This window comes from Alistipes sp. AM16-43 (assembly GCF_003435745.1).
Classification (GTDB): Bacteria; Bacteroidota; Bacteroidia; order Bacteroidales; family Rikenellaceae; genus Alistipes; species Alistipes onderdonkii.
Genome location: NZ_QTUQ01000003.1, coordinates 449,875 through 475,033 on the forward strand (window position 1 = coordinate 449,875; position 25,159 = coordinate 475,033).

Here is a 25,159-nt window from a genome sequence, read left to right on the forward strand (position 1 = left end):
GTCGCTATGAAACCCATCACTATGGAGCAGGTGCTGAAAACCTTCAAGGAGTACTTCCTGATGACGGTCGGCATGATGCTGTACTCTTTTGCATGGATCGGATGCATCATGCCCGCCGACGGTACCGGAGGCGGTGCCACGGGCCTTTCGCGCGTGCTGTGCCATGCCGTGGAACATTGGGCCGGCATAAGTATCCAGATCGGTACGATGGCTTTCCTGATCAATGGCGTGCTGCTGCTCGTGGCGGGGTTCATCATCGGATGGAACTTCGGCGTGAAGACCGTGTTCTGCGTCTGCGTCATATCGTTGGGGCTGAATTTCTGGCAGTCGGTGCTGCCCGAGGGGGATTTCCTCCATCTGGAACGGATCCTTTCGGTGATCCTGGGCGGCATCCTGGCGGGTATCGGCGTGGCGATATGCTTCATGCAGGGCGGCTCGACGGGCGGCACGGACATCGCCGCCATGATTATCAACAAGTACCGCACGATCAGCTACGGCAAGATCGTCATCTATTCGGACTTCGTGATCATCGGCTCGTCGATGCTCGTGGGGTTCCATATCGACACGGTGATCTACGGCTACGTGATGACCGCGGTCTTCGGCTATACGGTCGACATGATCATGGCCGGGAACCAGCAGTCGAGCCAGGTATTCATCGTCACGCACGACTATGAGAAGATGGCGCAGGCCATCGTCGACAATATCCACCGCGGCGTGACGCTCATCGACTCGCAGGGGTGGTACACCAAAAAGGAGTCGAAGATCGTGATGGTGGTCTGCCGCAAGCGCGAGACCACGATGATCCTCAAGTTCGTGAAGACGATCGACCCCGAAGCCTTCATGACCGTGGGATCGGTGATGGGCGTCTACGGCAAGGGGTTTCAAGCCATCAGTAAACCCTGATGCCCCTCTATGCCGATATAGTCCTGCCGCTGGCGCAGCCCGCCTATACGTTCGCAGTGCCCGAAGGGATGCATGTCGAGGCGGGGCAGGCCGTGGCCGTACAGTTCGGCGCCCGCAAATTCTACACGGGGATCGTGTGGCGCGTGCATGACCGCCGCCCCCCGTTCAAAACCGTCAAATCCATACAGCGCGTCCTGTACGGCGCACCCCTGCTCTCGGCGCAGCAAATGGCCTTCTGGGAGTGGGTCGCGGCGTACTACATGTGCACGCCGGGTGAGGTGATGCGCGTGGGGTTGCCGTCGCTGATGAAGCCTTCGGGCGACACGGAGGAGGAGTTCACCGAAGAGGAGTTCCGCCCCCGTACGGAGTGCTACGTGGCCCTGGCGCCCGGGCTGCACGACGAAGGACGGCTGCACGAAGCCTTCGAGAAGCTCGAAAGGCGTGCGCCCAGGCAGTACGAAGCGCTCCTCGAACTGGCCTCGGCCGGGGACGGGGAGCGGATCCCGACGGGCGAGGTGGCACGGCGCCTGCTGCGGGCCGACTATGCCGTGCTGCATGCCCTCGAACGCAAGGGGTACATCGTCTCGGCGGAGCGCGAACGCTCCGTCGAGCGCGGCGGATCGGCATTCCGCCTGCCGGAGCTGACCCCGGCGCAGCTCGCGGCGCTGGAGTCGCTGCGGGGGCAGTTCGCCCGGAAGCCCGCGGCGTTGCTGCACGGCATTACGGGGTCGGGCAAGACCGAGGTATACATACACCTGATCGCCGAAGTGCTGGCGCGGGGCGGCGACGTGCTGCTGCTGGTGCCCGAGATCGCCCTCACGGCGCAGTTGATCGAACGCATGGAGCGCATTTTCGGCAGCCGTGTGACCCCTTACCACTCGAAACTTACGAACCGCCGCCGCACGGAGACCTACCTGCGCCTGAACCGCTCCCAGGGGGGTGAGTTCGTGGTCGGCGTGCGCTCGTCGATATTCCTGCCGCTCAAGCGGCTGCAGCTGGTCGTCGTCGACGAGGAGCACGATGCCAGTTACAAGCAGGCCGACCCTGCGCCGCGTTACAACGCGCGCGACTGCGCCGTGGTGATGGCGCGGCTGTGGGGCGGGCGGACGCTGCTGGGAAGCGCCACGCCTTCGCTCGAGACATGGGTCAATGCCGGAAGCGGAAAGTACGGGCTCGCCTCCCTGACGGAGCGGTACGGGGATGCCCGGCCGCCCGAAATATTCGTTTCGGATACGATCCGCGCCGCCAAACGCGGCGAACGGCATGCGCATTTCAACAAGTTGTTGCTCGACAAGATGGAAGCGGCGCTCGGGCGGGGCGAGCAGGTGATGCTGTTCCAGAACCGCCGCGGGTTCGCGCCCTATGTCGAGTGTTCGGAGTGCGGGTGGACGGCACGCTGTCCGCACTGCAACGTGACGCTCACCTACCACAAGGGAGGCGGGAAGCTCGTCTGCCATTACTGCGGCTATACGGCCCCCGTGCCGGCGAAGTGCCCGTCGTGCAAGGTGACGGACGTGGTTCCGCGCGGCTTCGGCACCGAAAAGGTCGAGGAGGAGATCGCACGGCTGTTCCCCGCGGCGCGCGTGGCGCGGCTCGACCGCGACAGCGTGACTTCGGAGCGGGCGTTCAACGCCATCATCGCCGACTTCGAGGCTCGCAAGACCGACATCCTGGTCGGAACGCAGATGATTACCAAGGGGTTCGATTTCGGCGGCGTGTCGCTCGTGGGTATCCTCAATGCCGACAATCTGCTGAACAACCCCGATTTCAGGGCCGCGGAGCGGGCGTTTCAGCTGATGATGCAGGTCGCCGGCCGCGCAGGCCGCCGTTCGGACGGCGGGGAGGTGGTGATCCAGACTTCGGAGCCGGGGCATCCCGTGATCCGGCAGGTCGCCGCGAGCGATTACGACGGCATGGCGCGGGCGCAGCTCGCCGAGCGCGAAGCCTTCTTTTACCCGCCTTACGCGCGGCTTACGTTGCTGACGCTGCGCCACCGCGACGTCGCCCTGCTGCGGCGCGGCATTACGGAGCTGGCGGCGCGCCTGCGCGGCCGTTTCGGCCGCCGCGTACTGGGGCCGATGACGCCCCCCGTTGACCGCATTCGCGGCGAATACCTTGCCGGGCTGCTGCTCAAGGTCGAAAGCGGCGCCTCGTCGGCGCGCGCCCGGGAGTTGCTGGGGGCGGAGCTGAAGGCTTTTTCGGAGGATCCCGAGTTCAGGAATATTACCGTCGTCGTCAATGTCGATCCTCAGTAGCCTGTTGCGTGACGTGGCGGCGCTCTTTTTTCCGCCTCGCTGCCCTGTGTGCGGCCGGATGCTGGCGCAGGGCGAGCACACGGTCTGTACGCTGTGCCGGGCGACGGCACCCCTGACGGGGTTTTGGCGCCAGGCCGACAACCCCGTGCTGGGGCGGTGCCGCGACATGCTGCCCGTGGAGCGGGCGTCGGGGCTGCTCTACTATGTCCACGGCAGCGGGTGGCGGGAGTTGATCCGGGGGTTCAAGTACCGCGGGGCATGGCGCACGGCGCGGGCGATGGGCGAGTGGTACGGTCGCTGCCTGAAGGAAAGCGGATTGTACGACGACGTGGAGGTGGTCGTGCCCCTGCCGCTACATCCCGTCAAGCGCTGCCGCCGCGGGTACAACCAGTCCGAATACATTGCCGAAGGGATTGCCGCGCAGCTGGGCGTGGAGGTCGACCGCCGCAGCGTGCGCCGGAAACGCAATACGGAGAGCCAGGCCCTCAAGGCGCGCCGAGACCGGGCCCGCAATGTCGAGGATGCGTTCGCCGTCGTCCGTCCCGGGCGGCTTGCGGGGCGGCACGTCCTGCTGGTGGACGACGTGTTCACCACGGGCAGCACGATGCTTTCGTGCGCCGGGGAGATTCTGCGCTCGGCGCCCGGTTGCCGCATCAGCATCGCCGCGCTCGCCGTCTCGCGGCACGCTCTGGGCGAGAAGGGGTAGGGTGCGGAAATTATTTTTCAACGGGCCGGACGTTTCCGCAGGGGCGGTGCCGGGCCGAAACTATGTTGTAAACATAGTTTTCGGCAGAATATCCCCCGGCGGGGTTTTGAATTCTCCCGGCTTATTGCTACTTTTGGCCTTTGAACGAAAGCGTATATCATGGCAAAAGATTATAACCCCTCCCGGCGCAACAGGGAGGCATTCGAGGCGCTCACCGAGACCCCGGGGAACGTACCCCCGCAGGCGGTCGAACTGGAGGAGGCCGTACTCGGCGCGCTGATGCTCGAAAAGGACAGCATCATCGCCGTGCAGGAGTATGTGACGCCCGATGCGTTCTACACGGAGGAGCACCGCACGATCTATAAGGCGATCGAGGAGCTGTCGATGGAGCTCAAACCGATCGACCTCTATACCGTGACCGAGCGGCTGAAAGGCAAGAAGGAGCTCAAGAAGGTGGGCGGGGCGTCGTACCTGGCGCAGCTCACGCAGAAGGTAGGCTCGGCGGCCAACGTCGAGTTCCATGCCAAGATCATCGCCCAGAAATACGTGCAGCGCGAGCTGATACGCTCGGCGACCGAGATACAGAAACGCTCGTACGACGAATCGACCGATGTGACGGAGCTGATCGGGTATGCCGAAGGCGAGATATTCAAGGTCGCCGAGGGGCATGTGAAGCGTTCGGTGCAGGTGTCGAAGGATATCCTGGCGCGGGCGCTGATGCAGATCGAGGAGGCGTCGAAAAACACGAGCGCCTTCAACGGCGTTCCGTCGGGTTTCATGGCCATAGACCGTGTGACGCTGGGCTGGCAGCTCTCCGATTTGATCATCATCGCCGCCCGCCCTTCGATGGGTAAGACGGCCTTCGTGCTCTCTATGGCGCGCAATATGGCCGTAGATCACGAGCAGGGTGTGGCGTTCTTCTCGCTCGAAATGTCTTCGGTGCAGCTGATGATGCGTCTGATCATCGCCGAGACGGGACTCAACGGCAACGACGTGAAATCGGGCCGTCTGACGCCCGAGCAATGGCGCCACCTGGAGTCGGCGACCAAACCGCTGGGTGCGGCGCCTCTGTTCATCGACGATACGCCGGCGCTTTCGGTCTTCGAGTTCCGCTCGAAGGCACGCCGCCTGAAGATACACAACGACATCAAGATCATCATCATCGACTACCTGCAGCTGATGACCGGCAACCAGGATTCGAAGGGGAACCGCGAGCAGGAGGTGGCCTTCATTTCGCGTACGCTCAAGGCCATCGCCAAGGAGCTGAACGTGCCGGTGATCGCCCTGTCGCAGCTGAGCCGTGCCACGGAGATGCGCGGTGGGTCGAAGCGCCCGCAGCTCTCCGACCTGCGTGAGTCGGGCGCCATCGAGCAGGACGCCGACATCGTGGCGTTCATCCACCGTCCGGAGTATTACGGCATCAACCAGGACGAAAACGGAATGCCTACGGCCGGCATGGCCGAAATCATCATCGCCAAGCACCGTAACGGCGCTGTGTGCGACGTGAACCTGCGCTTCCTGAAGGAACAGGCGCGTTTCGCCGACATGGACGACTCGATGCTGCCGCCCGCGCAGGCTTCGGACAGTCAGCAGGCCTACGACGATTACGCCAGCGGTTCGAACGGCGCCACGGGGGCATCCGCCGCGCTGGGTTCGGGGATCGGCGGCGGGGAGTTCGATCTGACGCCCCGGGCGCTGGACGAAGAGGCGCCGTTCTGAGTGGCGGCGCGATGCGGCCGAAAGGGAGCCCCTGCCACGCCGGAAGACGGGCGGGGATTATGTGAAACGAACTGATAAATTTCCGATATATGTTTGTCCGGACTTATGCGGGTGCGATCGTGGGGATCGACGCCGTGGCGGTGACCGTCGAGGTCAACATCGCGGGCGGCGGGCTCGGCATGTACCTGGTGGGACTGCCGGACAATGCCGTCAAGGAGAGCGAGCAGCGCATACGTGCGGCGTTCGAGAACTCGGGGGAGCGGATGTCCGGCCGCAAGGTGGTCGTGAGCCTCGCCCCGGCCGACCTGCGCAAGGAAGGCGCTTCGTTCGACCTGCCGATCGCCGTGGGGATACTCGCGGCGATGGGGCGCGTGGATGCCGGGGCGCTCGGCGGGACGATGTTCGCGGGCGAGCTGTCGCTTGACGGGACGCTGAAACCCGTGCGGGGCGTGCTGCCGATGGCCGTGCGGGCCCGCGACGAAGGGTTGCGGAGGCTGGTGCTGCCGGCGGACAATGCCCGGGAGGCGGCCGTGGTGGAGGGTATCGACGTGCTGGGCGCCGGGAGCCTGAAGGAGGTGATGGCGCTGCTGAACGGCGAGGCGGAGATCGTGCCCGCCGTGCCCGGGGCGGCGGAGCCGTTCGAAGTCGCCGCGGGGCGATACGAGGAGGATTTCGCAGACGTGAAGGGACAGGCGCTCGCCAAGCGGGCGCTGGAGATCGCTGCGGCGGGAGGGCACAACGTGCTGATGATCGGCGCACCGGGTTCGGGAAAGACGATGCTGGCGCGGCGTATGCCGACGATCCTGCCGCCGTTGTCGCCCGGGGAGGCGCTGGAGACGACCAAGATACACTCCGTGGCCGGGAAGGCCGGGGTTGCCGGCGGGCTGATGGCGCGCAGGCCTTACAGGGCTCCGCACCACACCATCTCGCAGGTGGCGCTGATCGGCGGCGGGCAGTCGCCGCGGCCGGGCGAGGTGTCGCTGGCGCACAACGGGGTGCTGTTTCTCGACGAACTGCCCGAGTTCGGGCGCAGTGTGCTGGAGGTGTTGCGACAGCCGTTGGAAGAGAAGAAAATAACCGTGTCGCGGGCCAAATACAGCGTGGAATACCCGGCGAACTTTACGCTCGTGGCGGCGATGAACCCCTGTCCGTGCGGGTATTACAACCACCCGGCCCGGGAGTGCGTCTGCTCGCCGGGGTCGGTGCACCGCTACATGAGCCGGATTTCAGGGCCGCTGATGGACAGGATCGACATGCATGTCGAGGTGACGCCCGTCAGTGCGGCGGAGCTTTCGGCGGCGGCGCCCGGGGAGTCCAGCGCTGCGATTCGTGCGCGGGTCGTGCGGGCGCGGGAGGTGCAGGCCGCGCGGTTCCGCTGTGCGCAGGGGGTGCATACCAATGCGATGATGAATGCGGCCATGCTGCGCGAATACTGCCGCCCGGATGCCGCTTCGGCGGCGTTGCTGGAGCGGGCGATGGAACGGCTGAACCTTTCGGCGCGGGCTTACGACCGTATTCTGAAGGTGGCGCGTACGATCGCCGACCTGGCGGGGCGCGACACGGTCGCGGCGGCCGACGTGGCCGAGGCGATCAATTACCGGTCGCTGGATCGGGGTAACTGGGGACGGTGATGAAAAAATGGCTGAAGACAATGGCATGGGCGGCGGCCGCCGGGGCGGTGCTGGCTACCGTGGCGGTATCCGCCGCCGGGTATGCCGTGCAGCGGGCGACAGACGGCCGGGTATACGCCTCGCCCGGGGAGGTGCCCGCCAACCGGGCGGGGTTGCTGCTCGGGACTTCGCGGACGGTGCGTTCGGGACGTCCGAATGCGTATTTCTACAACCGGGTCGATGCGGCCGCTGCACTGTATCATGCCGGCAAAGTGGAGTACTTGGTCATCAGCGGCGACAACGGCCGCAAGGGTTACAACGAGCCGCAGGACATGAAGGAGGCGCTCGTCGGGCGGGGCGTGCCGGCGGAGGCGATATACCTCGACTATGCCGGGTTCCGGACGTACGATTCGGTCGTCCGCATGGAAAAGATATTCGGGCAGGAGAGCTTCACGGTAATCTCGCAGGAGTTCCATAACCGCCGTGCGGTTTACATCGCGCAGGCGTTGGGGCTCGATGCCGTAGGGTACAATGCCGCAGACGTGGCGGCGTACGCTGGCATGAAGACCAGGCTCCGGGAAAAGCTGGCGCGGGTCAGGATGTTCATGGATTTATGGACGGGAAAAACCCCGAAATTCCTCGGGGAACCCGTCGAAATAGGAAAATAACGGGATATGAAGAAGATCATACTTTCGGGCGGCGGAACGGGCGGACATATCTATCCGGCCGTAGCGGTGGCCGAGGCGCTCAAGCGGCGGTTCGGCGGCGATGTGGAACTGTTGTTCGTCGGCGCCGAGGGCAAAATGGAGATGGAAAAGGTGCCGGCGCTGGGCTACCGCATCGTGGGCCTGCCGATTGCGGGGTTGCAGCGGCGCATGGACTGGCACAACCTCGCGGTGCCGCTGAAGGTGCTCCGGAGCATCCGGATGGCGAAAAAGACCATCCGCGATTTCGGGGCCGATGCGGTGGTGGGCTTCGGGGGCTACGCCAGCGCTCCGGTGTTGTGGTCCGCACAGCAATTGGGGGTACCGACCGTGATCCAGGAGCAGAACTCCTACGCGGGGCTGACGAACAAGATCCTGGCCCGGAGGGCGAAGCGGATCTGCGTCGCCTATGAGGGCATGGATCGGTTCTTCGCGCCCGGTAAGATCACGATGACGGGCAACCCCCTGCGGGGCCGTTTCTCGAAAGAGGGTGCCGACCGCGGCGAGGCGTTGGCCTATTACGGCTTTAGGGCGGAGCTCCCGGTGGTGCTGGTAGTGGGCGGGTCGCTCGGGACGCGGTCGCTCAACGAGATGATGAAGGCGTGGATACTCTCGCTCGGGGGCGCCGACGCCCCGGTGCAGGTAATCTGGCAGACGGGGAAATACTACGAGCGCGAGATGCAGGCTTTTCTGGCGGCGCACCCGACGGGGAATATCTGGCAGGGAGCTTTCATCGACCGCATGGACTACGCCTATGCGGCGGCCGACCTGGTCGTGTCGCGCAGCGGCGCCGGAACGGTCTCGGAGCTGTGCCTGGTGGCCAGGCCCGTGTTGTTCGTGCCTTCGCCCAACGTGGCCGAGGATCACCAGACGAAGAACGCCCGGGCGCTGGAGGCCAAGGGGGCTGCGGTGGTGGTGCCCGATGCCGAGGCCCGCACGCGGGCGATGGCGCGGGCGATGGAGCTGCTCGCCGACGGAGAGGCGCTGCGCAGGATGAGCGAAAACCTCGAGAAGCTGGCGCGACCCGATGCGGCGGAGCGGATCGTGGATGAAATCGAAAAGGTAATGAAGTGACCGCACGGCCGTGAAGCCGCAGGGCGCAGGCGGCACCTGTCTTCACGGGACGGGCTGCGCGTGTCCGACGGGCGGCGGAGGCGGTGTGAAAATCAAGAATTGAGCAGATGGAGTTTCAAAAAGTATATTTTCTGGGTATCGGCGGCATCGGCATGAGCGCCCTGGCCCGCTATTTCCTGCACGAGGGGAAAAAGGTGGCCGGCTACGACCGTACGCCTTCGCACCTGACGGACGAGTTGTCGGCCGAGGGGGCGGCGATCCATTTCGAGGACGACGTGCGGCTGGTCCCCGCGGAGTTCCTCGACCCGGCGGCGACGATGGTGGTTTATACCCCGGCCGTGCCGCAGGAGCACGGCGAGTACTGCTATTTCGCCGACCACGGGTTCCGTATCGAGAAGCGCTCGCAGATGTTGGGGCACCTTGCCGAAGGCAAGTACGTGATGGCTGTGGCGGGGACGCACGGCAAGACTACGACGTCGACGCTCGTGGCATGGCTCAACCGCGCCCTGACGGGTGGCGGCAGTGCCTTTCTGGGCGGTATCTCGAAGAATTTCGGCGGCAACCTGGTGCTGGACGGCTGCGGGGTGCAGGGGATGCGCCCGCCCGCGGGGGAGGGATGCGCCGCTGCCGGATCCCGCCTTTCGGGCGGGCGGCTGGCCGTCGAGGCCGACGAGTTCGACCGTTCGTTCCTGCGGCTCTATCCCGATGTGGCGGTGGTCACGTCGGCCGACGCGGATCACCTCGACATTTACGGGACGCACGAGGCGGTGAAGGAGGCTTTCGCGCAGTTCGTGCGGCAGATACGCCCCGGCGGGTTCCTCGTCATCAAGCAAGGGACGGACATCGTGGTGGACAATCCGCAGATTACGGTGTACCGCTATTCGTACGACGTGCCGTGCGACTTCTATGCCCGTAACGTGCAGTTGCTCGAGGGAGGCCATTACCGATATGATATCGTAGTGCCGGGCGGTGTGGTCGAAGGCTGCACGCTGGGCATTCCGGGCTGGGTCAACATCGAAAATTCGGTGGCGGCCGTGGCCTCGGTATGGTGCGCGGCCAGGGCCGAAGGGGTTGCGTTGGATGCGGACGCCCTGCGCGGGGCGCTGGCGTCGTTCTCGGGCGTGAAGCGCCGTTTCGAATTCTATGTCAACACCCCCAGGCAGGTCTACATGGACGATTACGCGCACCATCCGCGCGAACTGGCGGCGACGCTGACCTCCGTGCGGAAGATGTTCCCGGGACGGCGCATTACGGCGCTGTTCCAGCCCCACCTCTACACCCGCACGCGCGACCTTTACGAAGAGTTCGCCGAGTCGCTGTCGCATGCCGACGAGGTGGTGCTGCTGCCGATCTACCCGGCGCGCGAGGAGCCGATCCCCGGCGTCACGTCGGAGCTCATCGCCCGGCGCGTGGCCGTGCCGTGCCGCATCGTCGGCAGGGAAGCGCTGGCCGATACGGTCGCGGCGATGGATACGGACGTGGTGGTGAGCTTCGGGGCGGGCAATATCGACGCCTGCTGCGGGGCGCTGGCCGAAAAACTCGGAGCGAAAAGCTGACGTGCGATGAACCGCTACCTCCGATACGCATTGCTGGCCCTTTTGTGGGGCGCTGTGGCCGCATATATCCTCTATGCGGGCACCACGGCGCAGCGTCTGCGTGCCGCGAGGACGGTCTGCAAGGTCGAGATCGAGGTTGTCGACAGCTCGTCGATGGGCTATCTGGTGTCGGGGCGCATGGTGCGCGGGTGGATTGCGCACAGCGGGATCAAGACGAAAGGCACGGCAGTTGATAAGGTGCCTTTGACGCAGATCGAAGAGATGATCGCCAGGAACGGGTTCGTGGAGCGGGTGGACGCCTATGTCTCCTATGACGGGGTGCTGCACGTGGATATCAGCCAGCGAAGGCCGCTCGTGCGGCTGCTGGTGAACGGCGTGGATTCGTACGTCACGGCGGAGGGCTATGTCTTCGCCGCGCCGCGGGCATCGTCGCTTTACGTGCCGGTCGTGACGGGCAGCTACCGCCCGCCGTTTCCTGCGGCGTATGAGGGCCCCGTGCGGGCGCATATCGACACCGAATCGGCGAAAGTGGACAAACGCATCGCGGAGCTGGAGCGGGAGAAGTACCCGCTTTACAGGCGCGAACTGCAGAACGACCGCAACCTGTCGGCGCTGCGCCGTATGCGGGTCAAGAAACAGTGGTGGCGGCTGGAAAGCTCGGCCGAGTACGACAAACGGGTCGGCGAACTGCGCCGCCACAAGGTCGAAATGCGCCGCAAATACCGCTACGAGGCGCGTATGATTCAGGAGGGGATTGACCGTATCGCTCGGCAGCAGGAGGCCGAGCGGCTGAAACAAAAAAAGTTGGAGAAAAGCTACGAAGATTTCATGAAACTCCTTACCTTTGTAGAGTTCGTCGAAGAGGACGATTTCTGGAGGTCGGAAGTGGTGCAGATTGCGGCTCGGACGACCCCCAGCGGAGCGTTGGAGGTGGAGCTGGTGCCGCGGAGCGGACGCCACACCATTCTTTTCGGGCGCATCGAGCAGGTGGAGCGTAAGTTCGACAAGTTGCTGCGGTTCTACCGCAACGGGTTGCAGAACATCGGCTGGGATGCGTACAGGACGATAGATATCAGATACAAGGATCAGGTGGTTTGCAAGAAATAAAAAGGAAATATACCGTGGAAAGAAAGAATTATACCGTTGCCGTCGACCTGGGCTCGTCGAACGTCGTGGTGGCTGTCGGCGAGAAGGCCGCCGAAGGGCAGATGGAGGTGGCGTCGATCGTGTCGAAGCCCGTCGAGGGGGTCAACGCGGGCAAGATCGAGAATATCGAACTGGTGAGCCGCGCCATCCGCGAAGCCATGTCCGAAGCCGAAGAGCAGCTGGGGATCCGGATCACGGAGGCCTATGCCGGTATTTCGGGTGATTTCGTGCGCTGTGCGCGCCATACGGATCATGTTTTCGTCTACGATCCCCAGAACGGCGTCAACCAGAAGGACGTCGACGCGCTGTTCGACCGCATGCGGAACGTGCAGGCGCCCGACGACGAGACCATCATGGAGCGTGTGCCCCAGAACTATGTGGTCGACGACAACCAGGAGGTCAAGAACCCCGTGGGGTCGTTCGGCAAGAAACTCTCGTCGACGTTCAATTTCATCCTTTGCCTGCGCACGCCGATGCAGCGGCTCGACATGGCGCTCAAGCGGCTCGGCATAAAGATGCTGGGCGTGACGTCGAACGCCATCGCCACGGCCGAGGCCGTGTTGCTGCCCGACGAGAAGGAGGAGGGCGTCGCGGTGGTCGACATCGGCGGCGGCGTGACGGATGTGGCGGTTTATTACCGCAACGTGGTGCGTTACATCGCCACGATCCCGATGGGGGCCATGGCCATCAACCGCGACATCCGCACGATGAGCGTGCCCGAGAAACATGTGGAAAGCCTCAAACAGAAATACGGTTCGGCGGTGGCCGACCTGGCCCCGGAGGACAAGCTGATCCGCGTCAACGGCCGCACGGCCCGCGAGGCGAAGGATATCCTGCTGCGCAACCTGGCGACGGTGATCGAAGCCCGTGCCACGGACATTGCGGAGTTCGTATTGCAGGAGATCCGGGATTCGGGGTATGCCGGCAAGCTGGCCTACGGCATTGTCCTGACGGGAGGTTCGGCCAAGCTGAAGGATGTGGACGAGTTGTTCCGCCGCGTGACGGGCATGGACGTGCGCATCGCATCGGCCGAGACCGGCGTTGCGGAGGAGTCGAAGGAGAAGGTCGCAGACCCGGCCTATGCCACGGCGGTCGGTATTTTGCTCAAGGGCGCCGAGCAGGGTGCCTGCGCGGTGATCGAGCGTCCGGCCTCGCCGGCGTCCCGGCCTGCGGAACCCCGCCCGGGATTCCAGCCCCAGCAGCCCCAGGCCGCACCCGAGTTCCGCCATACGCCGCGGTTCCAGCAGCCCGCACAGGGGCCGGCTTCCGCGGCGGCACAGCCTGCGTCCGATGAGGATGCCGCGGCAAGGGGGCAGGAGCGGGAAGATGAGCAGCTGAAGGCCCCCGTGATCGAACCCAAGCGCAAGCGCGACTGGGGGTCGATCTTCCAGAAGACCTTCGACAAGATCAACAAGAGCTTTACGGCCGCCGAGGACGAGGAGATCTGATGCTGAGGGCTGCAACCGGTTCTTTAGGCGGCCGGGCGTGAGGAGGATTTGCGGGTGTTAGCCCCGCGTGGGAATTAATCAGAAGAAAGGAGTAAAGAGATATGACAGACGAATTGATGTCGGAAATCAAAGCCCCGAAAACGGACGGGTCGATCATTATGGTGGTCGGTGTCGGCGGTGCCGGCGGGAATGCCGTGAACCATATGTGGAACCTGGGTATACGGGGCGTGACGTTCATGGTTTGCAATACCGACCAGCAGGCGTTGGATAAGAGCCCCGTGGAGCTGAAGATACGCCTCGGCGCCGAGGGCCTCGGTGCGGGGAACGACCCGGAGAACGGCCGCCGTGCCGCAGTCGAGTCGCTGCCCGAAATCCGCCAGCACCTCGAAGAGGCCGGGACTCGGATGCTGTTCATCACGGCCGGCATGGGCGGCGGTACGGGTACGGGCGCTTCGCCCGTCATCGCCAAGCTGGCCAAGGAGATGGGGCTGCTGACTGTGGCGATCGTCACCTCGCCGCTGGCCGTCGAGGGTAAGATCCGCTACGAACAGGCTTTCCGCGGGATCGAGGAACTGCGCCAGAATGTCGATTCGCTGCTGATTATCAACAATGAGAATATTCTCGAAATATACGGGCGCCTGTCGCTCAAGCAGGCGTTCGGCAAGGCCGACGACATTCTGTGTTCGGCGGCGAAGGGCATCGCCGAGATCATCACGGTCGAAAGCGACCTGGTGAACGTCGACTTCGCCGATGTGTCGAAGGTGATGCGCGACAGCGGCCGCGCGCATATGGCCGTGGCTACGGCCGAAGGAGACAACCGCGCCGAGACGGCGGCCGAGGCTTCGCTGCGTTCGCCGCTCCTGGATCACAACCTGATCTCGGGTGCGAAGAATATCCTGCTGAACATCTCGGTGTCGAACGCCGACTCGCTGATGTACGAGGAGGTGGTGCGCATCCTGGAGTATATCCAGGCCCATGCCAGCGTGCAGGACGACAACGGCGTGATACACAACGCCAATATCATTTGGGGTACGAGCGAGAAGCCCCAGCTGGGCAACGCCATCGAACTGGTGGTGGTGGCCACGGGGTTCTCGGGCGATGCGTCCGTCGACGTGATGAAGCAGATCATCCCCCCGGCACGTATCACGGAACCGGTGAAGGAGCCCGTGGCTCCCGTGCTGGAGCCGATCAAGCCCGTTGCGCCGCCGCAGCGGCCGCCCGAGCAGGTGATGCTCGGCGCCAAGTCGACCCGCTACAACAACATCGAACTGCTGCTGGCCAAACCGGCCTACCAGTCGCGCAACTCGAAGTTCATCGTGCAGATGCCCGGCGGACGCAAGGAGGTGCTGCGCGAGGAGTCCGAAAACAGCCAGCAGGCTGCCGATTCGCAGGGCGGATCGCTTTTTGACTAACTAAATCCGCGCAAGTTTGGAGAGTACCGCTTCATGGATCGCATTCAACGGGTTTTCGGGCCATATCGCCGTGCTGTGCGCGGTGACGTTGGGACTGCTGTGCGTTTCAGCGCTCGTATCGGGGGCTGAAACTTCGTTTTTCTCCCTGTCGCATAAGGATATCCGCCGCCTGCAGACGCGCACGACCGCTTCGGCGGAGGCGGTGTTGCACTTGCTGACGAATGTCGACGTGCTGCTGGCGACGATTCTGGTGGTCAACAACCTGGTGAATATCTGCATCGTCATCCTCGTGTCGGGTATCATCGACTCGGTTTTTACGTTCCTGCGTTTCGAGTTCCTGTTCAAGACCGTACTGGTGACTTTCCTGCTGCTGCTGTTCGGCGAGATACTGCCCAAAGTATTGGCGCAGACCATGCCGGTGCGTTTCGCGCAGTTCGCGGCACGGCCGCTCAGGGTGTTGCGGTGGATTTTCTATCCGCTCTCCTACATCCTGGTGCGCACGAGCAGCCGCATCAGCGAAAAGGCGGCGCACAAGAGCGAGATTTCGCTCGACGAACTGGCCGACGCCGTGGATATGACCCAGAGTTCGAGCCCCGAGGAGCATGTGATGCTGTCGGGGATCGTCAACTTCGTGAATACCGAGGTGCAGGAGATCATGAAACCCCGCGTGGACATTACGGCGCTCTCGGTGACGGACGATTACGAGACCGTCAAGCAGACGATCATCCGGTCGGGTTTTTCGCGTATCCCGGTATACGAAGAGGATATCGACAATATCAGGGGGACGCTCTATGTCAAGGATCTGCTCCCCTATATCAACCACGGCAACGAATTCGGCTGGCAGCAGCTGGTGCGCAAGCCCTATTTCGTGCCCGAGCATAAGAAGATCAACGACCTGCTGGGCGACTTCCAGTCGAACAAGGTGCACATGGCGATCGTCGTCGACGAGTACGGTTCGACGCTGGGGCTGGTGTCGCTGGAAGATATCATCGAGGAGATCGTGGGCGAGATTTCGGACGAAAGCGATGCCGACGAGAGTTTCTTCACGCGTCTCGACGAGAAGAGTTACCTCTTCGACGGCAAGAGCCACCTGGGCGATTTCGAACGGGTGCTGGGGATCGACGAGGAGACCTTTGCCGACGTGAAGGGCGATGCCGAGACTCTCGCCGGGCTGATGCTCGAACTCAAACGCGACTTCCCCCGCAAGGGCGATCTCTTTACGTCGCACGACATCCGTTTCACGGTGCAGGAGATGGACGGGCACCGTGTCGATAAAATCCGTGTGGACTTACCGTAAACGATGGGAAAGGCACTCTTCATAGAGCCGCCGATGGACGAGGCCGGGGTAGCCGGGTGGGTGACATCCGACGAATTGGCCGAGGCCCGGCGTTTTGTGCGGGAGGGCCGGCGCCGGGAATACCTCACGTGGCGGGCCGTCGTCCGCCGGGAACTGGGTGCGGATGTGCGGATTGCCTACGATGCCGCCGGGGCTCCGGTCGTCGACAGGGACGGGGTATACGTCGGGGTTTCGCACTGCAGGGGGCGTGTGGCCGTCTGTCTGTCCGATATCCCCTGCGCGGTCGACATCGAGCCCGAGACGCGGGATTTCAGCCGTGCCGCGCCGCGTTACATGTCCCCCTCCGAGCAGGCGCTGTCCGGCGATCCGCTGCTGCCTGCCGCCGTCTGGTGCGCGAAGGAGGCGCTTTATAAATATGCCCGGCGTCCGGGGCTGGACTTGTTGCACGACCTGCGGGTGGAGGCGGTGGATTTCGCGGCCGGAACCGTTGCCGGGCGCATCGGCAGCGGGGAGACGATCCGGCTCACGCTGCATCGTGCCGACGGGTTTATCGCGGTATATATAGTGTAGTTCCCGTGGGGATTACTGAAAGCCCCTCGGTTGTCGGGGAGGCTTTCCCTTGTTGCGATACCGGTCGTCGGGGCGGGGATTGTCGGTATGGGGCTCTTAGAAGGCTTCGGAGGCCGTGAAGAGGAAGGCCGAGGAACGTTTGCGATCCCACGGCAGGTTTTGGTTGCCGTAGACGCCCCAGCCGTAGTCGAGGCGGATGTTCATCCGGTTCTTGAACTCGAACCGGTAGCCGCAGCCGAAGCTGTAAAGGGTGTTGTCCCAGCGGAATTTGTCGGTGCCCCAGACCTGTCCGCCGCCGATCCAGGCCACGATGCCGTGGCGGCGGTAGATTTTCTGGCGCAGCTCGATCTGCGTCTCGACAAGTCTTTTGTCGCGGTAGCGCCCTTCGTAGTAGCCGCGCATGCGTTCCATGCCGCCCATCTTGGCGTACATGTGCCACGACGGGGTGCCGGCCGTGAAGTCGGCGTAGAGGTCGTAGGCGAAGATGGCGCCTTTCCAGAGTTTTTGGTAGAAGTCGAAGGTCAGGGTGAAGCGTCCGAAGCTGCGGCGCGTATTGCCCAGCCATTCGGGATACCACTTGGCTTCGGCCTTGATGAAGATGCCCTTCGAGGCGTTGAACGTCACGTCGCGCGTGTCGTATTGGGCGAAGAGGCCGAGGCTGGTGTTGAAGGCGTCGGGGTTGTCGCCCGATTCGGTAATGTAGTTCGAGAAGGGATCCTGCTTGGCCGGGTCGTAGCGCCCCTGCTGCCAGAGGGTGTAGAGTTCGCCCATCCTGCCGCCCGGAACCGGTTTCCCGGCCTCTGCGTCGGCCTTGATGTCGTTCATATAGGCGACCATGCCCGTGTCTTTGTACTTCGCCCCGGTGTAGTCGATGCCCCCGCTGACGCCGATATAAAAACGTCCGGCGAGCGCCGTGCAGTAGGAGATGCGGAAGATGCCCATCGTGGTGGTGAGTTCCTGTGCATAGCCCTCTGCGCCGGCATTGTAGCCCACGCCGTAGAATGCACCCGGAAAGTAGACGAAGGCCCCGGCGTAGCTCAGGCGTTGTTTGTTGTGGTTGAAGATGTTGTCGCCCGAGAAGCGGAGCAGGACGAATTTTTCGGTCGTGAAGTTGCCGTAAACCGAGATGTTCGACGGGGCGGTCACGGAGTCCGTGCGATCTATCCGGTAAAGCCCCGCTACGAGGAATCCGATTCCGAAGCCGACATCCGACGAGTAGTTCGGGCCGGGGGCGATGCTCCAGTCGATTTTCTTTTCGAACGTACGGTCGATGTTCGAACGGCTGTAATAGTCGATGATGCGGCGTATGAAGCCTTTGCGTTGGGCGGGCGATGTGAGGGCTGCGGTGTCGGCGGGTTGTTTGGGGGAGCGGGCTGCGGCGCTTCCGATCTGGGACAGGGCTTCCTCGGTCGAGGGAAAGGAATCCATGTCCTTGTCGGGTTGCTGCCCTACGGCGGTATATGCTATCAGCAGCATGCAGACCGTTAAAATGGTTCTGTATCCCTTTTTCATTGATTGTTCGGTGAAAGGCGATCCAAAGATAGGAATTATTTTCCGTATGCGCAAAACGGCGGGCGGATGCCCGGGATGGACGCGGCTTTCCGGGATAAATGTTTATCTTTGCTGTAGCAACCCTCCCGTGTGCGGCTTTGCAGGCGGGGAGTCGGGTGCCTCTTTTACTGAATTTGACGATGCAGATAACCAGACCAGTCCCGGCCGCCGATCCCGTGGAATATACCGATGGTAGGGCGTTGACCGAAGGCGAAGAGATTGCCGGAGGCATTTTCCGCGGCATTGTTTTCCCGCACCTCGACCGGGAACATGTCTGGGTGCAGTCGTGTCTTTTCGCAGGCTGCCTTTTCCCGGCGTGCGTGTTGCGCGGATCGCATTTCACGGATGTGACCTTCCGGAACTGCGACCTGTCGAACGCCGACCTGACGGGGTGCAGTTTCCAGCGGGTGGAGTTCCTGGATTGCAAGCTCACGGGGACGAACCTCTCCGAAGCGACGATGCAGCATGTGGCCTTCGAGCGCTGCAAGGCGGAGTTCGCCAATTTCGCGCTGGGGCGCTTGCGTTTCGTGGCGCACAGTCAGGGAGTCATGCGGGGAGCCGTGTTCGACGAGTGCCGCCTGGAGAAGGTCTCCTTTTCGCGCTGCGACCTGACGCAGGGTGAATTCCGCGGCACGCGCCTGCGCGGGCTTTCGTTCGCGGATTCCGACATCCGGGGAATACGTGTCGGCGAGGTCGATTCGTTTGAATTAAAGGGTTTGAAGATCAATGCATTGCAGGCGGTTGACCTGGTGCGGCTGCTGGGGGTAGAGGTGGAGGAATAAGGGTTTATTCAAAAAATTTACATATTTCTTAAAAAATCTTAATAAAATATTTGGAAGTTTGCTTTTGCCGTAGTACTTTTGCCTCGTCTTAAATGATAAAATATTTTAAGAATTATTTAAAATTATTTAGTATGAAAGCAAGGATCAATGAGTGGTTACGCACCGCCCTGATTATGTTGGGAGAGAGCATCAAACTGCGCGAGATGTAATATCTCCCTTTTATTTTCGGAAAAGAGTTAAAACTTCGATATACGAAAGCGGCCCGACTGTCAAAGTCGGGCCGCTTTTCATTTCGGGCTCCCAGCTGTCAAGCGGCTGAGGCTTCTCAGGGGCGGTCGTTGCGCCCGGGTTATTTGATGCCCAGTTTCCTGGCGATCTCCTTGGGCAGGGCGTGCTTGTTGACCATGACCGAGGTCGTCTTGTAGGCGACGAACGGGCGCGAGAAATACCAGAATCCGTCGTAGGGCGGACGTACGTCCCATGAATTCTGCACCTTGTAGTAGCGGTTGCCTGCCTGGTCGGTGGCCGTACCCATGATGACCATGCCGTGGTCGTCGGTGGTTTCGTAGTTGTCGAAAGCCACCTGACGCATCTCCTGGGTGATGGCGAGCTCCTTGCCCGGCTTGTCGAACTTGTAGAGTGCGTCATCCTTCTCCTTCTGCGTCAGTTTTCCCCAGCGCTCGGCTTCGGTGCCGCCCATGCCTTCGAGGTCGGCGGCCGGTACGATACCGATCGCTTTGGTGCGGCTGAATCCCTTTTCGCTTACGTCGGTGCCCCACGCGACGGGATACCCGTTTTCCAGTGCGTTGTCCACGACGGCCATCATTTCGTCGAGCGGAAGGTTGTAGACCGTGCCCCACATCCAGTTATCGGGCACTTCGATGATGAATTGCGTATAGAAGGGGTGGTGTGTGAACGAACTGATGTCGATATAGTCGTCGATGTCGATCGGCAGCGAGGCGGCGAACGTCTGGGGCGTGTATTCCTTGCCCTGATAGGTGAAAGTCTCGGGCATCGGGCCGAAATATTCGTCCAGAATGGCGTTGAAACCCCGTTTCCAAGCCGTCGAGAGCGGCTTGTTCGAAGATTTGGTGCTGGCCTCCATCACTGCGTCGAGGTAGGCTTTCAGCACGCGCGAGAGTTCGTGGAAATCGGCTTTCTCGGTGCCGTAGTTGAAGCCCGGGTAGGCTTCGAACGGGACGATGCCGTAGTTGCGGATGCCTTCCGTCACGTCGCGCGAGGCCCCGCCTTCGGCGAAGTTGATCTCGCCGTGCATGCGGATGTATTTCACGGCTTTCTCCATGAACGTATGGCGGACGATCCACATTTCGGAGAGGTGCACGGGGGCGCCTCCCGCACGCAGGATTTCCCCTTCGAGGAACGAAAGGGTCGAGTAGCACCAGCAGGTGCCGCTACGGCTCTGATCCTTGACCGGGGTCATGGGGATCAGTTTGACGTCGGTGAACCGGTAGCCTTCGGCGGCGGTCGTGTCGGGTGTCTGTGCCGCAGCCGCAAGTGCGGCGCAGAAGGCAACGAGGGTCAGCAGGAGTTTCTTCATTGCTTTAGGGTTTAGGTTGTGGGTGTTGCTATTTTTTCGAGTCGGCGACGATCTTCAGACAGTCGTCGAGCGTGAGCTCTTCGGGTTTGCTGCCCTTGGGCAAGCGGTAGTTCTTGCCCTTGTAGGCGATGTAGGCCCCGTAACGGCCGTTCTTGACCAGCATGTCGGGCTCTTCGGGGAAGCTCCGCAGCGGAGTGTTGGCCGCGGCGGCCGCAGCCTTCTGGGCATGGACGATCTCCACGGCCCGCTCGTAGGTAAGCGTGTAGGGGTCGTCGCCCTTCTGCAGCGATGCGAACGATTTGCCGTGGCGCACGTAGGGCCCGTATTTGCCGATGCCCACCGAGAGCTCTTCGCCGTCGAGCTGGCCCAGGTCGCGGGGCAGCGCGAAGAGCGCCAACGCCTCCTCGAGCGTGATCGACTCGATCAGCTGGCCCTTTTTGAGCGAGGCGAAGCGGCCTTTCTGCCCCTCCTCGCCTTCGATCTCGACCATCGGGCCGTAGCGGCCGATGCGTGCCTTGACGATATGCCCCGTCTTGGGGTCGTTGCCCAGGATGCGTGCCTGGCTCTTCTTGTCGGTCTGCGTGCCGATGGCCGTGTCGACCATCTGGTGGAAGGGGCCGTAGAAATCGTGGATCATCTTCACCCACGTGATGTCGCCGTCGGCGATGCGGTCGAATTCCTTTTCGACGCTGGCCGTGAAGTTATAGTCCATGATCGGCTTGAACTGCGTTTCGAGGTAGTCGTTGACGACCATGCCGATGTCCGTCGGCGAAAGGCGGTTCTTCTCCTTGCCGTAGCTTTCCGAGAGGTTTTTCGTGGCGAGCTTGTCGCCCGTGAGGGTCATTTGCACGTAGTTGCGTTTCTGCCCCTCCCTGTTTTGCTTGACCACGTAGCCGCGGTTGATGATCGTCGTGATGGTCGGCGCGTAGGTCGAAGGACGTCCGATGCCCAGCTCCTCGAGGCGCTTGACGAGCGAAGCCTCGTTGTAGCGTGCCGGGGCCTGCGTGAAGCGTTCCGTGGCGGTGATCTGCGTCGAAAGCAGCTCGTCGCCCTGTGCCATTTTGGGGAGCAGCCCTTCGCCGCTTTCGGCGGCCTGGTCGTCGTCCGTGGATTCGGAGTAGAGGCGCAGGAAGCCGTCGAAGCGGACGACTTCGCCTGTGGCGACGAATTGCTGCGATGAGCCCGACATGTCGATCACAATGGTTGTGCGGTCGAGTTCGGCGCAGACCATCTGCGAGGCTACGGTGCGCTTCCAGATCAGGTCGTAGAGTTTCTTTTCGGCCGGGGTGCCCTCGATCGACTGCCGGTCAATATACGACGGGCGGATGGCTTCGTGCGCCTCCTGGGCACCCTTGGTCTTGGTCTTGTAGTTATGCCACGACGAATATTTTTCGCCGTAGAGTCTGGTGATCTCCTCTTTGCACTGGGCCAGTGCCTGTTGCGAGAGGTTTACCGAGTCGGTACGCATGTAGGTGATGAGACCCTGCTCGTAGAGGTGCTGGGCGACGGACATCGTCTGCGAAACGGACATGCCCAGCTTGCGGCCCGCCTCCTGCTGGAGCGTCGAGGTCGTGAAGGGCGGTGCCGGGAAACGCTGTGCGGGTTTCTCTTCGGCTTTCGACACGGTGAAAGTGGCGCCGATGCAACTGCGGAGGAATGCCTCGGCCTCGGCCTGCGTTTCGAAGCGCGACGGGAGTTCGGCCTTGAAGAGGGTCTTTTCGGGGTCGTTGGCCGCGTAGAACTGTGCCACGACGCGGAAATAGGGTGCCGAGCGGAAGGCGATGATCTCGCGCTCGCGCTCGACGATCAGCCGTACGGCGACGCTCTGCACGCGGCCGGCCGAAAGCGACGGCCGCACTTTCTTCCACAGCACGGGCGAAAGCTCGAAGCCGACCAGGCGGTCGAGGATACGGCGTGCCTGCTGTGCGTTGACCAGATCCATGTTGACCGTGCGGGGGTTCTCGATGGCTTCGAGGATCGCCCGCTTGGTGATTTCGTGGAAGACGATGCGCTTGGTCTGGTCGACGGGGAGCCCCAACACTTCGGTCAGGTGCCATGCGATGGCTTCTCCTTCGCGGTCTTCATCGGACGCCAGCCATACGGTCTTGCTCTTGGCCAGCTTGGTCAGTTCGTCCACCACTTTCTTCTTGTCGCCCGGGATTTCATAGACGGGCCTGAACTCGTCGTCGATATTGATACCCAGGTCTTTTTTCGACAGGTCGCGGATGTGTCCGAAACTCGACTTGACGATATAGTCCTTGCCGAGGAACTTCTCGATGGTTTTGGCCTTGGCGGGGGACTCGACGATTACTAAATTTTCCTGCATGCGTTCTTTATGGCTTTTCTGAAATGCGAAAACCTAAGCATGAGTACTTAGGTTTCGCATTCCGTGCTGTTGATCCTTTATTTGACCAGGGTATAGGCGATGTCGATCTTGATCGGGGCATCCTCCTTGGTCAGCGATCCGTCCGAAGGCGTCATACCCTGCATCACACTGTAATTCTGGGTGTAGAGGCCGTATGCCTCGGGCCCCATGTACATAGTCCTGGTTTTGATTCTCTCGGCGATCTCTTCCCACGGGGCGTTCTCGCCCAGCTCCTTCACGGCCTCCTGGTAGTAGTTCCACATGCTCTGCACGTGACCCGTGATGTCCATCACGTAGCAGCCCCGGCTGCGGTTGATGTAACCGCCGTAGGTCAGCGTCGTGCTGTAGGTCTTCTCGTAGGCATAGGCGTAGTCGGTGATGCCCGAGAGCTTTTTGTAATTGGTATAGAGGCCCAGGCGGCTCTGCGAGGCGTCCATCTGCTCGATCATGTGCTTCACGTCGGTCAGGTTCTGCCAGTCGTAGTTGCTGCCCGCGAAATAGACCGACATCCGGGCCTGGTTGATGGCCAGGGTATTGAACTCCTTGGCGGAAGCGGCGTTCTCGTCCTTGATGATCTGCGCCAGCTGCCTGAAGAACTCCTCGGTGAAGGTCATTTCCGTTACGACGCCGCCCATGCCCTCGACGTAGACCTGCTTGCTGAGGGGGCGGTTCTCGTTGGTTTCGACCGCATCCGCGATGTCGAACCTCTGCGGAGAGGTGGCTTTCGAGTAGTCGTGGCGGATGGTGTTGACCGACACGTTGCCGTAGTCGACCGAAGAGTCGTAGAAAATGTAGGGGATCGAGAGCGTGTCGGCGATCAGCGTAGGGTCGCTCTCCAGGCGGTTACGCCCGTAGATCGCAAAGCCCGAAGCGTCGAGCGACGTGGCGTAGATGTTGCCCTTGTTGGGGGTCGTCTGGTCGACGGCCGGGACGATGTAGAGCCCCTTGAATTCGGCGACCCACTGCTCGAGGCTGTCGAGGCTGTAAATCGAATAGTCGCCCTTGTACGTGCCCTCCTGAAGCATCAGGCGGTTGATGAATTCCCGTCCCTTCTGGGTCGGTTTCATGGTGGCGTACGTGGTGGCGGGACCCGTCTTCTCTCCGTCGGGGAAGGTGAACGTGAAGAGCACCTCGTTGCCTACGGCGCCCGCCTTGACGGGGTCGAAATTGAGGTAGAAGGTCGTGTCGCGTTCCGACTTTCCGCTTTCGACGGGTTTCTCGGTCAGGTATTTGTTGCTGACGACCTCGTATACGTTGTAGAGCTGCGGGGTAAGCGTGTCGCTCCCGTAGCTGGAGATGGAAAGCAGGATGATCGCCGAGTCGAGGATCGGGCGGAACCCGAAATATCCCGAATCGATTTCATAGGGGATGTATTGCGTGAGGAACCCTGCCGTGCGCAGTCCGAACGTGTCGCTGAGCATCGAACCCATGTACCCGTAGCTGAGGTTCGACGTGATGAGCGAGTCGGTCTGGTAAAGCCGCGTCTCGACATAGCGCCTGGGGTTGAGATCCCCCTTCAGCGTCAGGGCGCCGAAGGTCTCGTAACCCGCTTTCATCTGCTGGTTGTCCGGCACGAGGTTCGACCCCAGTGTGTCGTCGACCTTGGTGCAGCCCGCGAATGTCATCGCAGCGACGGCCGTCATGACGGCGGCGGCGCGGAGCAAACGGCGGAAATTATTGAATCGCTTCATAGAATCGGTTGTAATTATCGAAAAAGTCCGCTGCCTCGGGCGACTGGTATTCGAGCATCGGCTTCCCGCTCGCACGGGCGATTTCCAATACCCTGGGGTCGGCATCTGCGGAAGCTGCGACCACACCGTCGGCATATTCCATAACGAAGCGGCAGAGGTTTTCGTATGACGGGACGTCGAGAATTGAGAGATTTTTATCCTTGACCCCCTCGCCGGCGATCTTCGCGGCGAAGCCCTTGTCCAGTTCCCCGGGGAAGCCGTCGGCATAGAACGAAACGACGATTTTCACGTCGCGGAAAATCGGGTCGTCGGCGAAAATGCGCTTCAGGTAGACCGGGATCACTCCCGAGAACCAGCCGTGGCAATGGACTACGGTCGGCGTCCAGCGCAGTTTCTTGACCGTCTCCAGCACGCCGCGGGCGAAAAAGATGGCCCGTTCGTCGTTGTCGGGGAATTCCGCACCTTCGCTGTCGGTCAGCACGGCCTTGCGCGAGAAATAGTCGTCGTTGTCGATGAAATAGATCTGCACGCGCGCCGCGGGGATCGAGGCCACCTTGATGATGAGCTGGTGGTCGTTGTCGTCGATGATGAGGTTCATGCCCGAAAGACGTATTACCTCGTGGAGCTGGTGCCGGCGTTCGTTGATACAGCCGTAACGCGGCATGAAGGTACGGATTTCGTTCCCACGCTCCTGCATCGCCTGCGTGAGAGCGCGGCAAAGTCCGGAAGCCTCCGTCTCTGGAAGATAGGGTGTAATCTCCTGACAGACGTACAGAATCTTATTTGCCATGGTTCGAGTATTTGATCTTTCG

At 62.1% G+C, this 25,159-nt stretch carries 19 protein-coding genes; 14 read left to right on the forward strand and 5 right to left on the reverse strand.

Annotation, left to right across the window (positions count from 1 at the left end):
- Window positions 1-6: 6 nt before the first annotated feature.
- From DW189_RS07745 to DW189_RS07805, 13 genes are all read left to right on the forward strand, one after another.
- Window positions 7-903, forward strand: a complete 897-nt coding sequence (locus DW189_RS07745) for a YitT family protein (RefSeq protein ID WP_026318497.1) — start codon at window positions 7-9, stop codon at window positions 901-903.
- Entirely contained in the window at window positions 903-3,158 is a 2,256-nt protein-coding gene (priA, locus tag DW189_RS07750) for a primosomal protein N' (protein WP_117507393.1), read from the forward strand. Before DW189_RS07745 ends, priA begins: the two co-directional genes overlap by 1 nt.
- A complete protein-coding gene (locus tag DW189_RS07755; RefSeq protein ID WP_022332078.1) occupies window positions 3,142-3,864 on the forward strand; it encodes a ComF family protein in 723 nt (240 codons plus the stop codon). Before priA ends, DW189_RS07755 begins: the two co-directional genes overlap by 17 nt.
- A gap of 159 nt (window positions 3,865-4,023) precedes the next feature.
- The gene (dnaB, locus tag DW189_RS07760; protein WP_117507394.1) at window positions 4,024-5,583 is read left to right on the forward strand and encodes a replicative DNA helicase; all 1,560 of its coding nucleotides are present in this window, start codon (window positions 4,024-4,026) and stop codon (window positions 5,581-5,583) included.
- A gap of 89 nt (window positions 5,584-5,672) precedes the next feature.
- Complete coding sequence (locus DW189_RS07765; RefSeq protein ID WP_117507395.1) at window positions 5,673-7,214, forward strand: YifB family Mg chelatase-like AAA ATPase; 1,542 nt, start codon at window positions 5,673-5,675, stop codon at window positions 7,212-7,214.
- On the forward strand, window positions 7,214-7,861 hold the full coding sequence (locus DW189_RS07770) for a vancomycin high temperature exclusion protein (RefSeq protein ID WP_055201562.1): 648 nt from the start codon (window positions 7,214-7,216) through the stop codon (window positions 7,859-7,861). The genes DW189_RS07765 and DW189_RS07770 overlap by 1 nt, the downstream gene beginning before the upstream one ends.
- A 6-nt stretch (window positions 7,862-7,867) precedes the next feature.
- Window positions 7,868-8,971: an undecaprenyldiphospho-muramoylpentapeptide beta-N-acetylglucosaminyltransferase gene (gene murG / locus DW189_RS07775; protein WP_117507396.1), complete on the forward strand. Its 1,104-nt coding sequence runs from the start codon at window positions 7,868-7,870 to the stop codon at window positions 8,969-8,971.
- A gap of 107 nt (window positions 8,972-9,078) precedes the next feature.
- Window positions 9,079-10,527, forward strand: a complete 1,449-nt coding sequence (locus DW189_RS07780; protein WP_117507397.1) for a UDP-N-acetylmuramate--L-alanine ligase — start codon at window positions 9,079-9,081, stop codon at window positions 10,525-10,527.
- Window positions 10,528-10,533: 6 nt separating this feature from the next.
- The gene (locus DW189_RS07785; RefSeq protein ID WP_117507398.1) at window positions 10,534-11,634 is read left to right on the forward strand and encodes a hypothetical protein; all 1,101 of its coding nucleotides are present in this window, start codon (window positions 10,534-10,536) and stop codon (window positions 11,632-11,634) included.
- A gap of 14 nt (window positions 11,635-11,648) precedes the next feature.
- The gene (ftsA, locus tag DW189_RS07790) at window positions 11,649-13,121 is read left to right on the forward strand and encodes a cell division protein FtsA (RefSeq protein WP_117507399.1); all 1,473 of its coding nucleotides are present in this window, start codon (window positions 11,649-11,651) and stop codon (window positions 13,119-13,121) included.
- Between the two features lie 101 nt (window positions 13,122-13,222).
- Window positions 13,223-14,533 (forward strand): cell division protein FtsZ, encoded by a 1,311-nt coding sequence (gene ftsZ / locus DW189_RS07795; RefSeq protein ID WP_018696531.1) that lies wholly within the window; start codon window positions 13,223-13,225, stop codon window positions 14,531-14,533.
- 16 nt (window positions 14,534-14,549) lie between these two features.
- Window positions 14,550-15,830 (forward strand): gliding motility-associated protein GldE, encoded by a 1,281-nt coding sequence (gene gldE, locus DW189_RS07800; RefSeq protein ID WP_117507400.1) that lies wholly within the window; start codon window positions 14,550-14,552, stop codon window positions 15,828-15,830.
- A gap of 3 nt (window positions 15,831-15,833) precedes the next feature.
- The gene (locus tag DW189_RS07805) at window positions 15,834-16,400 is read left to right on the forward strand and encodes a 4'-phosphopantetheinyl transferase family protein (RefSeq protein ID WP_117507401.1); all 567 of its coding nucleotides are present in this window, start codon (window positions 15,834-15,836) and stop codon (window positions 16,398-16,400) included.
- A gap of 96 nt (window positions 16,401-16,496) precedes the next feature.
- On the opposite strand, the gene DW189_RS07810 is transcribed toward DW189_RS07805, so the two are convergent.
- On the reverse strand, window positions 16,497-17,912 hold the full coding sequence (locus DW189_RS07810) for a BamA/TamA family outer membrane protein (RefSeq protein ID WP_117507402.1): 1,416 nt from the start codon (window positions 17,910-17,912) through the stop codon (window positions 16,497-16,499).
- 179 nt (window positions 17,913-18,091) lie between these two features.
- Between DW189_RS07810 and DW189_RS07815 the strand changes: the two genes are divergently transcribed.
- Entirely contained in the window at window positions 18,092-18,733 is a 642-nt protein-coding gene (locus tag DW189_RS07815) for a pentapeptide repeat-containing protein (RefSeq protein WP_117507403.1), read from the forward strand.
- 349 nt (window positions 18,734-19,082) lie between these two features.
- On the opposite strand, the gene DW189_RS07820 is transcribed toward DW189_RS07815, so the two are convergent.
- From DW189_RS07820 to DW189_RS07835, 4 genes are all read right to left on the reverse strand, one after another.
- The gene (locus tag DW189_RS07820; protein WP_117507404.1) at window positions 19,083-20,291 is read right to left on the reverse strand and encodes an aminopeptidase C; all 1,209 of its coding nucleotides are present in this window, start codon (window positions 20,289-20,291) and stop codon (window positions 19,083-19,085) included.
- Between the two features lie 28 nt (window positions 20,292-20,319).
- Entirely contained in the window at window positions 20,320-22,617 is a 2,298-nt protein-coding gene (topA, locus tag DW189_RS07825) for a type I DNA topoisomerase (protein WP_117507405.1), read from the reverse strand.
- 77 nt (window positions 22,618-22,694) lie between these two features.
- A complete protein-coding gene (locus tag DW189_RS07830; protein ID WP_117507406.1) occupies window positions 22,695-24,347 on the reverse strand; it encodes a DUF4270 family protein in 1,653 nt (550 codons plus the stop codon).
- The gene (locus tag DW189_RS07835) at window positions 24,331-25,137 is read right to left on the reverse strand and encodes a glycogen/starch synthase (protein ID WP_117507407.1); all 807 of its coding nucleotides are present in this window, start codon (window positions 25,135-25,137) and stop codon (window positions 24,331-24,333) included. The genes DW189_RS07830 and DW189_RS07835 overlap by 17 nt, the downstream gene beginning before the upstream one ends.
- Window positions 25,138-25,159: the final 22 nt, after the last annotated feature.